The sequence below is a fragment of the Stenotrophomonas maltophilia genome, from assembly GCF_006970445.1.
In the GTDB taxonomy this organism is placed as follows: Bacteria; Pseudomonadota; Gammaproteobacteria; order Xanthomonadales; family Xanthomonadaceae; genus Stenotrophomonas; species Stenotrophomonas maltophilia_AU.
In genome coordinates this window covers 4,035,617-4,048,575 of sequence record NZ_CP033877.1, presented here as the reverse complement: position 1 = coordinate 4,048,575, position 12,959 = coordinate 4,035,617, and the positions used below count along the sequence as shown (strand labels likewise).

The window sequence follows — 12,959 nt, the reverse complement described above, 5'->3', positions numbered from 1 at the left end:
ATGGACCGCTGCGTTGCGCGGTCAGTTGGCCAGCTGGCAGGTCGCCGGCTTGGCCGAAGTGAACAGGGCCGGGGTTGCCCACTCGGGGTGGTCGACGAACGGGTTGCGGTTGCCCTGGAAGCTGTAGACCACGTCATTGCGCGCACGCTCGGCATCATCCGGCGGATCGGACAGATGCCAGTCGATCAGCGTCGACAGCAGGCCCATGTAGGCCGGCGAGCTGCTGGTCTTGGCGATCTTGCTGCGGTCGTCGGTCAGCTCCAGGTCCGGCTCGGACTGGCCGGTCGCCGCATCCTTGCCGCCCTCGTAGCGGATCGCCATGTACATCACCGCACGCGCCATGTCGCCCTTGCGCTTGCCCCACACTTCGAAGGTGCCGGTGTTGCCGTCCGGGGTGCGCACCCAGTTGGAATTGCCCGGATAGCCGCCGCTGCCGCCGCCCTGGCCGTTGTTGGCCTCGGTGGCGCGCTCGCCGCAGTTGGCGTCGCACTTGCCGAACGGCTTGTTGCCACGGTCGGCGTTCCACTGCGCGTCGGTCAGGTACAGCATGTGGGTGTCGGTATACGGCGCGTACGGCAGGCCCTTGTCACCGGTGGTGGTGGCAAAGCCCAGCGAGTTCGGCCAGGTGTGCTCGCGGTTGTACTTCAGGCCACTGCCGCTGCCGGCGCGGTCGGTCACCTTGGCGTAGCTGCGGTTGCGGTACGCATCCAGGATCCTGCCGGAATTGTTCGGATCCTCGTCGGCGATTTCCAGGATGGTCCAGGTGCTGGTGCCCGAGCCACTGTACGGATAGGCGGTATGGCCCTTGATGGTGGCGTGCAGCGAGCAGCGCAGCTGGCTGGGGCTGCTGGTGTTGACCTTGGAGTAGTAGCCGGCCGGCACGCCCGGGTTGCCCGGGTCCGGATTGCCGCCGGTGCTGGCCACGGTGAAGGCGATGCGGCTGTCGGCGGCCGGGTGTGCGCCCTGCAGGTCGGTGATGCGCGCGGCGCGGATGTCGAAGCGGCAGGCTTCACCGGCCACCAGTGCAGTGTTGGTGGACAGCTTCACGCTGCGACCGCTGGCCGGGAAGGTCAGCGGCACGCTGCCGGAGGTGCCGCAGCTCAGGGCGAAGGCGCCACTGGCCAGGTTCACCGTCTCGCTGAACACCACTTCCAGGTCGGCGGCAGCCGGGAAGGTGCTGCTGCCCTGCGCCGGGGTGGTGGTGGAGACCGACGGCGGCGTGTTCGGCCCCGGGGTACCGCCGCCACTGAAGGTCTGGCCGTTGTTGCAGCTGCCAAACGTCTGCTTGGCCGATTCGGCCCAGGTGAAGTGGGCGTACTGGCTGCCGCTGCCGGTCAGCTGCAGCGAGGTGCCCGGCGCCGTGCTGTTGGTCTCGGCCACCGGGATGTTCTGGCTGGTCATGCCGGCGGCAGGGCCGCCGGAGGCGGTGATGGCGCCCTCGTAGCTGAGGAACTGGACCACCTTGCCGCTGGCATCGACCAGGGCGATGCCGTCGTTCGGGCCGTTCTGGAGGCCGTTGGTCGGGTAGTTGACCACGGCGATGGTCGCGCTGCCGCAGCTGGCGGCGGTGCCGGCCGGGACCGGATTGTTGGCGTAGACCACGGCCGCCGAAGCGTTGGACCCGTTGTACAGGTACAGGCGGTAGCCGGACAGGTCCTCACCGGCGGTGGCCACGACCTCGATCGCTTCGCCGACGTCACCGGCGGCGGTGCTGTCGTCGTAGTGCAGTTCATTGATGAAGACCTCGGCCTGGGCCGGCGCAGCGGCCAGGGCCAGCAGGCAGGCGGCGGCAAGCGGGGACAGCAATCGCATCGACTACTCCTTGTGATTGGGAATGCGGGGCCGAGCCTAAGGCCGATCCAGTGACACTTTGTCGTAAATGAACGTCAGATATCTGACAGTGCGACGCGTATCACCAAATGTCGAGGGTTTTGGACACGGGGTTGTCGCGTTGCACCGGCCTGAATGTCTTCACGCAGGGCAGGGATCGGTGCATTTCCGGGCGCAGAAAATTTTTGCTTGTCCGGCCTTGAAAGGTCCGGGCGCAGCTCCATCTCTGTCCTGCTCCCGATTCATCGGGCTTTTTCGCGAGCAATGCTGGCAGTCACCTGGGGTGAGTGCTAACATCGCCAGACTTTTTCAGACCAATCAATAACTTAAGAGGTCTCTCATGAGCATCAAGCCGCTGCACGACCGCGTTGTGGTCAAGCCGATCGAAGCCGACGAAATCTCCGCCGGTGGCATCGTCATTCCGGATTCGGCCAAGGAAAAGTCCACCAAGGGTGAAGTCGTGGCCGTCGGCCCGGGCAAGCCGCTGGACAACGGCAGCGTGCGCGCTCCGTCGCTGAAGGTCGGCGACAAGGTCATCTACGGCCAGTACGCCGGCAGCTCGTACAAGAGCGAAGGCGTCGAGTACAAGGTCCTGCGCGAAGACGACGTGCTCGCCGTCATCGGCTGAGCCTCGGCGCGACCTGTTTCAACCTGATCCCCAAATCCCAGCCGCCGGGCCTTGTCCGGCGCTACCAATGAGGTAAATGCAATGGCTGCCAAGGATATTCGTTTCGGTGAAGACGCCCGTTCGCGCATGGTGCGCGGCGTCAACGTTCTCGCCAATGCCGTCAAGGCCACCCTGGGCCCGAAGGGCCGCAACGTCGTGCTGGAAAAGAGCTTCGGCGCGCCGACCATCACCAAGGACGGCGTCTCCGTCGCCAAGGAAATCGAACTGGCTGACAAGTTCGAGAACATGGGCGCGCAGATGGTGAAGGAAGTTGCTTCGCGCACCAACGATGACGCAGGCGACGGCACCACCACCGCCACCGTGCTGGCCCAGGCCCTGATCCGCGAAGGTGCCAAGGCTGTTGCCGCCGGCATGAACCCGATGGACCTGAAGCGTGGTATCGACAAGGCCGTCGTGGCCGCCGTTGCCGAGCTGAAGACCATCTCCAAGCCGACCGCTGACGACAAGGCGATTGCCCAGGTCGGCACCATCTCGGCCAACTCGGACGAGTCGATCGGCCAGATCATCGCCGACGCGATGAAGGAAGTCGGCAAGGAAGGCGTGATCACCGTTGAAGAAGGCTCGGGCCTGGACAACGAGCTGGACGTGGTCAAGGGCATGCAGTTCGACCGCGGCTACCTGTCCCCGTACTTCATCAACAACCAGCAGTCGCAGACCGCTGACCTGGATGACCCGTTCATCCTGCTGCACGACAAGAAGATCTCCAACGTCCGTGACCTGCTGCCGGTGCTGGAAGGCGTCGCCAAGGCCGGCAAGCCGCTGCTGATCGTCGCTGAAGAAGTCGAAGGCGAAGCGCTGGCCACCCTGGTGGTCAACACCATCCGTGGCATCGTCAAGGTCGTGGCCGTCAAGGCTCCGGGCTTCGGCGACCGTCGCAAGGCGATGCTGGAAGACATGGCCGTGCTGACCGGCGGCACCGTGATCTCCGAAGAAGTTGGCCTGTCGCTGGAAAAGGCCACCATCAAGGACCTCGGCCGCGCCAAGAAGGTGCAGGTTTCCAAGGAAAACACCACCATCATCGATGGCGTGGGTGACAAGGCTGCCGTCGATGCACGCGTCGGCCAGATCAAGACCCAGATCCAGGACACCTCCTCCGATTACGATCGCGAGAAGCTGCAGGAACGCGTGGCCAAGCTGGCCGGCGGCGTTGCCGTGATCAAGGTCGGCGCTTCGACCGAAATCGAAATGAAGGAAAAGAAGGATCGCGTCGACGACGCCCTGCACGCCACCCGTGCAGCCGTTGAAGAAGGCGTGGTCCCGGGCGGCGGCGTTGCCCTGGTCCGTGCGGTCACCGCGCTGGCCGGCCTGAAGGGCGCCAACGAAGACCAGAACCACGGCATCCAGATCGCCCTGCGCGCGATGGAAGCCCCGCTGCGCGAAATCGTGGCCAACGCCGGCGAAGAGCCGTCGGTCATCATCAACAAGGTCAAGGAAGGCACCGGCAGCTTCGGCTACAACGCCGCCACTGGCGAGTTCGGCGACATGCTGCAGTTCGGCATCCTGGACCCGACCAAGGTGACCCGTTCGGCGCTGCAGAACGCTGCCTCGATCGCCGGCCTGATGATCACCACCGAAGCCATGGTTGCCGAAGCTCCGAAGAAGGACGAGCCGGCCATGGGTGGCGCCGGTGGCATGGGCGGCATGGGTGGCATGGGCGGCATGGACTTCTAAGTCCGCGCCCCCGGCGGTCGTTGCCGACCTTGGTCGGCACGCTTGCCCGATGTAAAGAAAAACCCCGCCGCGAGGCGGGGTTTTTCGTTGCCCGGTTGCCGTCGCCGCAGTGCATCGCTACGCTCGGTGACCATGCCTACCTCGTTCATCGTCGTCGACGACTTCCTCTCTCCCGCCGATGCGCAGGGGTTGCGCCAGGCGGCGCTGGGCCTGACCTATCCCGTGCAGGAGGGCGCGTTCCCCGGCCGCAATTCGCAGCAGCGCCTGGATCTGGATGGACTGTCCGGCGCGGTCTCGCGGCTGGTCAACGAACCGCTGCGGCCGGTCAACCCGCTGCAGTCGCACGGCAAGTTCCGCCTTACCCTGGCCGGTGACACCGGCCGCGCCAAGGTACACGCCGACCACTCGCACTGGTCGGGCATCCTTTACCTGAGTGCATCGGAGCACTGCGAGGGCGGCACCGAGTTCTTCCGCCACCGCCGCACCGGCACCGAGCGCATGGCCCTGGATGCCGCGGAGCTGGCCGCATTGGGCTATGCCAACGGCGGCGACATGCATCGCGACATCATCGAGCGCGATAGCAACGATGACAGCCAGTGGGAAATGACCATGCGCATCCCGATGCGCTTCAACCGGCTGGTGCTGCTGCGGCCCTGGTTCTGGCATACCGCCGGGCCGGCGTTCGGTGACCGCCCGGAGAATGGCCGGCTGGTGTACCTGATGTTCTTCGAGCAGGCGCGCTGAGCGGGGCAGGCATCCACGCATGGCGTGGATCTACAGGTGCACGGTTTCGCTGGTAGATCCGCGCCATGCGTGGATGCACCCGTCCAGCCGCACTTGCCATGCAGGCGTCAACGCGCCCTCATTCGACGAATGCCTTCGCCGCGCCGTATTCCCACTGCCATGGCACGCCGGTATCGCCCAGCACGAACGCCACCAGTGCCGGGAACGTAGCCTCCGCCCGCACATCGTTGCCCAGGATCACCACGCAGCGTTTGTGCCGCTCGATGCACACCAGGGTGTTGCCGACCGCATCGTCGTGGCCGCCCTTGTAGAAGCCTGCACCCTGGGGACCACGGAAGGTCACTACGCCCAGGCCCGCGGCCAGATCCCTGTGCTGCTGCGCAACGGGCAGCTCCGGCTGCAGTGTTGGGAACTGGCTGGCGGTGGTGATCGGTAGCTGTGGCCGCACCAGCTCCCTGCGCATTGCCGGGGACAGCCCATCGCCGCGCACATAGCCGGCGGCGAAGTGGGCCATGTCGGTGATGGTGGTATCCATCGACCCCGCCGCCCGCACACGGCTGCGTTCATCGTGCGGCTCTGTATTGCCTTCGGCCGTCCAGCCATCGGCCAGGTTGCCGGCGAAATCCGCGCGCCACACCATGCTGGTGCGCGCCATGCCGAAGCGATCGAACACGCGCTGCTGCATCTACGCACCCACATCATCGCCCAGTCGCCCGCGTTCGATCACGAACTGCAGCAGGATCAGGCCCTCGCCGGAATAGGCGTAGCGGCTGCCGGGCTCGAAGTGGAACTTCAACCGGCCATCCGGTTCGAGAAAGCCGAAATTGGCAAAGCCGCTGGCGTGGCGTGAGCTGGCGCCAGCGGGCATCGCTGGCCAGTACGCTGTAGTCGGCGTACTTCTTCGGTTCCGGTGGATAGTCCGGCAGCGGTTTGTCCAGGGCGGTAGCAATGCTGGCGTCCAGATCGATACGCGCGTCCTGCACCAGTTGTGCGACCAGGTGGCCGAAGGCCATCTTGGTCAGTGACGCAGCGTACATCACGGTGTCGGTGCGCAGCGGCTCGCCTGCGGCGTTGCGTTCACCGTAGGCGGCCACATGCACCACCTTGCCGTCATCGATCATCGCCAGCGCCATCCCGCGCGCATGGGCCGCCTGCATCAGCCGCTGTGCTTCGGCATCGATGCGAGCCGGCGTGGGCACGGGTGGCGGCGCGGCCAGTACCGCCAGCGGGAGCAGCGTCAGCACATCAGGGTGGCACGGCACATGCGTGGAACTCCTGGTGGGGCGCACGGCGATGCTACGCCAGGCTGCCGCTGGCGTCATTGCCAGATGTCAGCTGGCCTGCGGCCGGCGCAGGCAGATCCGTGCTGCGCCGGCACCGATGTCCACCTGGCCGCCGCGCATTGCATCGGCACCGAGGATCAGCGCCGGCCGGGCCTCCAGGCCGATCGCCTTGAACACCGGCAGTTCGCTGATGCGGACCTCCATCGACGGGTGCTGCCAGCCGCTGCCGGTCATGCCGGGCAGGGTGTACAGCCAGGTCGCCTGCTTTCCGCCGCCCAGGCCTTCGGTGCCCTTTTCACGCACCCGCACCCGCGCGTCGCTGCCGTCGGTGCGCAGCCCCAGTGCGCGGGCTGCTTCGGCGTTGAGGATGGTCTGCGCGGCACCGGTGTCGACCACGGCGATGGCGTCCACGGCGGGCGCGCCCAGTGCAAGCGCGATGAAGCCGAACTGGCGCAGGCCGTCAGTGCGGCCGGGCAGCGCATTGGGCTGGCAACCCGGTCCTTCCAGGTTCAATCGGCCAGGCGTCCACAGCGCCAGTTGATTGCGGCCGAAGTCCCAACGGGTGTCCCAACGCCCGGTCAGATCGTTGCCGATCAAGCCGTCAATGTCCGGATCATCGTCCTTCGGCAACGACGACAGATCGACCTTCATGGCTTGGGCCTGCAGCTGCCAACTGCCCAGCTGCCAGGACGTGCTGCGCATGCGCTGCAGCCGCGCCGATGCTGCACTCGCCCCTTGGGCCTGTGATACCTCTGCATCCGCATCTTCCAGGCCATAGCGCCGCACGACGCGGTCATCGACCAGGGTGGCTCCCGCCGCGCTGTCGACCACGAAGCGCAGCGGTTCGGCACGCCCGTCCAGCGACACGGCCACGGCCGGATGACCGCCCTGCATCCACATCGGCAGCACGTGTTCGGGGGCATCGGACGCCGGCGCAGGCAGTGGCGCAGCAAGCAGGGACAGGAGGATGAGGCGCAAGGGAAATCTCCGCAGTGATCATGGGCACCCATTGGCGCGCAGCGGCGTATCGCGGGAATATCGCTGTTGATACCGTCCTGATACAGACCGGCCCGATACTGCCCGCATGACGACTCCCGCCCGTGTCATTGTTGTCGATGACGACGCCAGCATCCGTGATGCCATCGCCGACTGCCTGTTGCTGCATGGCTACCAGGTGCGTGTGGCGGCGGACGCAGCGGCGCTGGACGTGCTGCTGCAGGTCGACCGTCCGGATGTGATCATCCTCGACTGGATGATGCCCGGCGAAGATGGCCTGTCGGTCTGCCGACGACTGCAGGCACGGGCCATCCCGATCCTGATGCTGTCGGCGATGGGGAGTGCACCGGACCGGGTGATCGGCCTTGAGATGGGCGCGGACGACTACCTGGCCAAGCCGTTCGACCCGCGCGAACTGCTGGCACGGGTGCGCGCGCTGCTGCGCCGGCAGGACAAGCTGCGCAGCCAGGTGGCCAGCGAACTCCGCTTTGCTGGCTGGCGACTGCTGCCCGGGCAGCGCCGCCTGTTCGCGCCGGATGGAAATGAGCTGGTGCTCAGCCGCGGTGAATTCAGCCTGCTGCTGGTGCTGGCCGAACGTCCCGGGCGAGTGCTGGGGCGCGAGCAGCTGCTGCAGCTGAGCCGCGGTGAAGGCAGTGACAGCGTCGATCGCGCCGTTGACCTCGCGATCAGCCGGCTGCGCCGCAAGTTGGGGCAGGCCTCACCCGGTGCAGAAGCCCTGGTGCAGACGTCACGCGGCGAAGGCTATCGCTTCGACGTCGAGGTACAGGTGCTGTGAACACCCGGTGGTCGACCACACGCTGGATCGCAATGCTGGCCTTGGCCAGTCTACTGCTGGCGACCCTGGTCAGTGTGGCCGTGGTCGGCTGGATGCCTCGGCCCGCGCCGCCGCCGATGCGGCTGGATCAGGCCATGCAGGTGTTGCGTGGGGAACAGGCGCCAGCGCCGCTGGGCCTGCATATGGCAATGCAGGATGTGCCGCCACAGGGTAGCGCCAGCGACTGGCTTACACAGCTGGCGGCGCTTCAGATGGGCTTGCCGGTCAAGGATGTACGCCTGGTCTGGAGCGGGCAGGGCAAGGCGCCCGACGTGCAGGTCATCGAGGGCGGAACGGTGCTCGATGCCACGGCGCGGGCTGGCGTGCTGGAGACGCAGGCCGCGGCGCTCACTGCCATGCAATGGCCGCCGTTCGAACTGGGCGTGCGCCGGGCCGGTGGCGGTTGGCAGGTGGTCGGTAGCGATCACAGCGATCTGGCGGCCTGGCGACGCCAGGTGGTGATTGCACTGTTGGGCGGTGCCGTCCTGCTGGCGCCGCTGGCAGCGTGGGCGTCGGTACGGCTGGGGCGCCCGTTGCGGCGCCTGGCCCAAGCCAGCGCACGTGTGGACCTGCAGGCCGATACGCCGTTGCCGGATGACGGCCCACGCGAAGTTCAGATGCTGGCTTCCGCGATCAGCACCGGTCGCGATCGCTTACGCGTACAGGCACAGGACATGACCCACATGCTGGCCGCCGTAGCACATGACCTGCGCACGCCACTGACCGGCCTGCGCCTACGCGCCGAGTTCGCACCTGCGCCACAGGCGGCACGGATGGTGGCGGACATCGAACGCATGGATACGATGATCGAGCAGGTGCTGGACTACGCACGTGGTGAACTGCAGCCGATGCAGATGCACTCGCTGGATCTGGCTGCGCTGCTGGAGGAGTGCGTGCAGGCAGCGCTGCTGCGCGGTGCCGAAATCTCCCTCCAGGGGCCGGACAGTCTGCCCTGGCACGGCGACGCGCTGCTGCTCCGGCGCGCGGTCGACAATCTCATCAATAACGCCGAGCGCTACGCCGGGGGTGTGGAGTTGCGGGTCGCCATGGTGGGCCACAGCGTGCAGCTGGATGTGATGGATCGCGGCCCCGGCATCGCCGAGGCCGACCGCGCCCGCCTCCTGCAACCGTTCCAGCGTAGCGAGAGCTCGCGTAGCCGCGCCACCGGTGGCGCCGGACTCGGACTGGCTGTGGCTGCCAATGTAGCAAGGCGCCACGCGGGCGAACTGCAGCTGCTGCACCGTGAGGGCGGTGGGCTGATCGCACGCCTGCTGCTGGCAAGCACTAGCTGAAATTCACATACGGTTTGCCTGGTTCAGCTATTTGACAATATGATTAGCCGCCTAATCATATGCGACTGTCAGATGATCGAAGCCAAGCACCATGCCTTGATTGAGGAAGCGCAGCGGCGCGGCCATGCCAACATCGCGCAGCTGCGCCTGTGCTTCCAGCTGCTCTCGCTGTCTTCGTCGATCGATCGCGACTGCGCCGCGCGGCTGGCACCGCATGGGCTCAGCGAGGGTCGCTTCATCGTGCTGTTCCTGTTGCACGGGGCCGGTGGCGCACTGCCGCCGCACGCGCTGGCCGAGCGCGCCGGCGTGACCCGCGCCACCATCAGCGGCCTGCTCGATGGCCTGCAGCGTGAAGGCCTGCTGCGGCGTCGCAGCGATGACGGGGATGGTCGTCGTCTGCAGATCGTGTTGACCGCACCGGGAAAACGCTTGGCCGAGTCGCTGTTCGAGCAGCACACGCAATGGATCGGTGGGCTGTTCAACGGCCTGGATGCTGATGAACAGCAGCAGCTGTCACAGCTGCTGCACAAGGTCTGGCAGCACACGGACGCCGGACGGGAATCCGCAGCATGAGCCCGCGCATTCCTGCGGATCGACTGCGTGCACTCAATAGCGGCAACGCCGCCGCCACCCATCTGGCCGAATGCCTGGCAGTAGATTTCGCCGAGCTGTTGCAAGGGGTGGCGCCTGCGCTTGAGCCGGAAGCGCTGCAGTGCATGCGCGATGCATCAGGCAAGGGCATCACCCAGCGCATGGCGCTGGCGGCGCGGCTGCTGCACGAAGCCGGGCAGGGGGATCCTGCGCGTTGGCAGGCGCATGCATCGGACACGGTGCGTGGCTGGGCCTGCTATCTGACCGGCAACGATGCCGGCGCGACGCTGCCGGCCAAGCTGCAGGCGATGCGACCACTAGCCGACGACCCGCACTTCGGCGTGCGCGAATGGGCGTGGCTGGCGTTGCGTGCCGACATTGTTGCCGCGCGTGCCGACATTGTTGCCGCACCACTGCAGGCGCTGGAGTACCTGCAACCGTGGACGCAGGAAGGATCGCCGTACCTGCGCCGCTTTGCCTGCGAAGCGCTGCGCCCGCGCGGCGTGTGGGCCACACATGTCGCGCTGTTCAAGCAGCACCCGGAACTTGCAGAGGCGATGCTGGAAGCGCTTGCTGATGACCCGGAGCGCTATGTGCAGGACTCGGTCGGCAATTGGCTCAATGATGCCGGCAAGACACAGCCGCAGTGGCTGCATGCGCTGTGCGCGCGCTGGCAGTACGAACACCACGGCGACGCCAATGCCTACATCCGCAAACGCGCACTGCGCTCGCTCCGGTAGTGCCGGCCGCTGGCCGGCAACCCCCGAACCCTCAAGGAAGAACCACCATGTCCCACACCTTCATCGAGCTCTACATCGCCACCCCCGCCTGGACCACACTCCCGCCCGAGCAGCGGAATGCCTTCTTCGCCCGTATCGGTGCCGGCATGCAGCACTTCGATCCGGCACGCATTGCCCCACTGGCGATGGGTCGCATCGCCACGGACGTGCCGCACGGCAGCGGCGAGCAGTTCTATGCGGTCTGGCACTGCGCCAGCCGCGATGAGGCTGATGCACTGGTGGCTGGCATTGCTGCTACTGGCTGGCATGCGTACTTCACCACCACCCATGCCATTGGTGCAGTGGACAGCATGGACCAGCACCTGGCCGACCTGGCCGCGTTGTAGCGGTGCTGCGGAGGTGCCCAGGCACCCGGCCAGCAGCACGGGCGGCACATGCGCGTGTCACCCGGACGCGGTAAACAGGACATTGCCCATGTCCATCCGCAGGGAAGTTGATCATGCAGAGCAAGCTCCAGGTGACGCTGTTCGGCCCGCTTGGCGACAGCCCGGCATTGCAGTTGCCAGGGCTGGAAGGGCCGTCGGTGGCCATCCCGGAAGCGACCCTGCGGCGGTTGGTCTCCGATCTCTATACCGCGCGCTCCCTGCTCAACCCCGAGCAGCTGGACGAGGCCAGGCAGGAGCTGGACCGCGTGCTGGAGCGTTGGGCCGACATCCACGAAGGCCTGCTGCTGGACGTGGAAGTGCATGGCAAATGAGCGACATTGCGTGGCTGCCGCCGCGTAGGCAGCGCTGGAGCGCACCTCGCTGAACCGCGTCCCCAGTTGCGGATGAAACATTTTGCACTGCGCAAAAGCTGTGCTATCAATACACCCCATGAACGCAGCCGCTACCCGCTTTTACTGGTATTACTTTCCGAAGCCACTGGCGGAGGAAGGACTGCGCTCACCCTGAAGAAAGCTTCAGACGCATTCCCGAAAGCCGCCAGCGAACCTGGCGGCTTTTTTCATGCCGCCACGCTGGGGACCCCCAACGTTCCGGAGATCTCCTGCAATGCCCCCGCACACCGACGACCTGCGTATCCGCACCATCGAACCGCTGACACCGCCTGCCCAGCTGCTGGCGATGCTGCCCTGTGACGATGAAGCCTCCGACACCGTCAGCGCCTCGCGCGCGGCCCTGCACCAGATCCTGCATGGCCGTGACGATCGCCTTGCGGTGGTGGTGGGCCCGTGCTCGATCCACGACCCGAAGGCCGCCATCGAATACGCCCAGCGCCTGAAGCCGCTGCGCGATGCGCTGGCCGGCGAACTGGAAATCGTCATGCGCGTGTACTTCGAGAAGCCGCGCACCACGGTAGGTTGGAAGGGCCTGATCAACGACCCGGACCTGGACGGCAGCTTCAGGATCGACAAGGGCCTGCGCATCGCCCGCGGCCTGCTGCGCGACATCAACAAGCTCGGCCTGCCGGCCGGTGTCGAATTCCTCGATGTGATCTCGCCGCAGTACATCGCCGATCTGGTGGCATGGGGCGCGATCGGCGCGCGTACCACCGAAAGCCAGGTGCATCGTGAGCTGGCCTCGGGGCTGTCGTGCCCGGTCGGCTTCAAGAACGGCACCGATGGCAACGTCAAGATCGCCGCTGACGCGGTGGGTGCGGCGTCCAACCCGCATCACTTCCTGTCGGTCACCAAGCAGGGCGGCACCGCCATCGTATCGACCACCGGCAACCCGGATTGCCATGTGATCCTGCGCGGCGGCAAGCAGCCGAACTATGACGCAGGCAGCGTCGCCGATGCCTGCCAGGTGCTGGCCAAGGCCAAGCTGCCGACGCGCCTGATGATCGACGCCAGCCATGCCAACAGCTTGAAGAACCCGGAAAACCAGCCGAAGGTGATCGACGACATCGCCGTTCAGTTGGAAGACGGCGAACAGCGCATCGTTGGTGTGATGATCGAGAGCCATCTGGTCGGTGGCCGCCAGGAACTGGTCGAAGGCCAGCCGCTGGTCTACGGGCAGAGCATCACCGATGGCTGCATCGACTGGGACACCACCGTGACGGTGCTGGAGCGACTGGCTGCGGCCGTGCGCGCCCGTCGCGACGTGAAGGTGTCCGAAGCCGCCTGAGTGCGGCACGTGTGTGGATGGCGGCCAGCGCCTGCGGGGGTGCGGCCGCGATCAGGGCCGGTCGGAGTTGGAGACCGGCCCATCTGCACCGGCGATGCGCCTGGCGCTGCGCATGAGCGACAGCGCCAGGTACATCGCCGGGGTGGTGCGGTAGATCCGCGCC

General features: G+C 66.4%; 14 protein-coding genes. 10 read left to right on the top strand and 4 right to left on the bottom strand.

Translation table 11 applies throughout. From position 1 onward, the window contains the following. Positions 1-21: 21 nt before the first annotated feature. Positions 22-1,812: an endonuclease gene (locus tag EGM71_RS18545; protein ID WP_188486282.1), complete on the bottom strand. Its 1,791-nt coding sequence runs from the start codon at positions 1,810-1,812 to the stop codon at positions 22-24. 358 nt (positions 1,813-2,170) lie between these two features. Here EGM71_RS18545 and EGM71_RS18540 point away from each other — a divergent pair, with 358 nt between their 5' ends. The 3 genes from EGM71_RS18540 to EGM71_RS18530 all read left to right on the top strand — a co-directional run bounded on the left by EGM71_RS18540 (position 2,171) and on the right by EGM71_RS18530 (position 4,933). After that, positions 2,171-2,458: a co-chaperone GroES gene (locus EGM71_RS18540; RefSeq protein WP_006396661.1), complete on the top strand. Its 288-nt coding sequence runs from the start codon at positions 2,171-2,173 to the stop codon at positions 2,456-2,458. Positions 2,459-2,539: 81 nt separating this feature from the next. Further along, on the top strand, positions 2,540-4,189 hold the full coding sequence (gene groL / locus EGM71_RS18535) for a chaperonin GroEL (protein ID WP_014038666.1): 1,650 nt from the start codon (positions 2,540-2,542) through the stop codon (positions 4,187-4,189). 132 nt (positions 4,190-4,321) lie between these two features. After that, positions 4,322-4,933, top strand: a complete 612-nt coding sequence (locus tag EGM71_RS18530; protein WP_188486280.1) for a DUF6445 family protein — start codon at positions 4,322-4,324, stop codon at positions 4,931-4,933. A gap of 118 nt (positions 4,934-5,051) precedes the next feature. On the opposite strand, the gene EGM71_RS20880 is transcribed toward EGM71_RS18530, so the two are convergent. From EGM71_RS20880 to EGM71_RS18520, 3 genes are all read right to left on the bottom strand, one after another. Continuing rightward, positions 5,052-5,606, bottom strand: coding sequence for a hypothetical protein (locus EGM71_RS20880; protein WP_262975120.1), 555 nt, complete (start codon positions 5,604-5,606; stop codon positions 5,052-5,054). 25 nt (positions 5,607-5,631) lie between these two features. Next, entirely contained in the window at positions 5,632-6,177 is a 546-nt protein-coding gene (locus EGM71_RS20875; RefSeq protein WP_223224499.1) for a serine hydrolase, read from the bottom strand. A gap of 87 nt (positions 6,178-6,264) precedes the next feature. Further along, on the bottom strand, positions 6,265-7,194 hold the full coding sequence (locus EGM71_RS18520) for a retropepsin-like aspartic protease (protein WP_188486277.1): 930 nt from the start codon (positions 7,192-7,194) through the stop codon (positions 6,265-6,267). A 106-nt stretch (positions 7,195-7,300) separates the two neighbouring features. Here EGM71_RS18520 and EGM71_RS18515 point away from each other — a divergent pair, with 106 nt between their 5' ends. From EGM71_RS18515 to EGM71_RS18485, 7 genes are all read left to right on the top strand, one after another. Then, positions 7,301-8,008 (top strand): response regulator transcription factor, encoded by a 708-nt coding sequence (locus tag EGM71_RS18515; protein WP_188486276.1) that lies wholly within the window; start codon positions 7,301-7,303, stop codon positions 8,006-8,008. 32 nt (positions 8,009-8,040) lie between these two features. Next, a complete protein-coding gene (locus EGM71_RS18510) occupies positions 8,041-9,339 on the top strand; it encodes an ATP-binding protein (RefSeq protein WP_188486274.1) in 1,299 nt (432 codons plus the stop codon). Between the two features lie 72 nt (positions 9,340-9,411). Further along, complete coding sequence (locus EGM71_RS18505) at positions 9,412-9,912, top strand: MarR family winged helix-turn-helix transcriptional regulator (protein WP_188486272.1); 501 nt, start codon at positions 9,412-9,414, stop codon at positions 9,910-9,912. Further along, a complete protein-coding gene (locus tag EGM71_RS18500; RefSeq protein WP_188486270.1) occupies positions 9,909-10,670 on the top strand; it encodes a DNA alkylation repair protein in 762 nt (253 codons plus the stop codon). Before EGM71_RS18505 ends, EGM71_RS18500 begins: the two co-directional genes overlap by 4 nt. 47 nt (positions 10,671-10,717) lie before the next feature. Further along, the gene (locus EGM71_RS18495) at positions 10,718-11,056 is read left to right on the top strand and encodes a DUF6616 family protein (RefSeq protein WP_188486268.1); all 339 of its coding nucleotides are present in this window, start codon (positions 10,718-10,720) and stop codon (positions 11,054-11,056) included. A gap of 113 nt (positions 11,057-11,169) precedes the next feature. Then, on the top strand, positions 11,170-11,427 hold the full coding sequence (locus EGM71_RS18490; RefSeq protein WP_188486267.1) for a hypothetical protein: 258 nt from the start codon (positions 11,170-11,172) through the stop codon (positions 11,425-11,427). 295 nt (positions 11,428-11,722) lie between these two features. Then, complete coding sequence (locus EGM71_RS18485; protein ID WP_188486265.1) at positions 11,723-12,796, top strand: 3-deoxy-7-phosphoheptulonate synthase; 1,074 nt, start codon at positions 11,723-11,725, stop codon at positions 12,794-12,796. Positions 12,797-12,959: the final 163 nt, after the last annotated feature.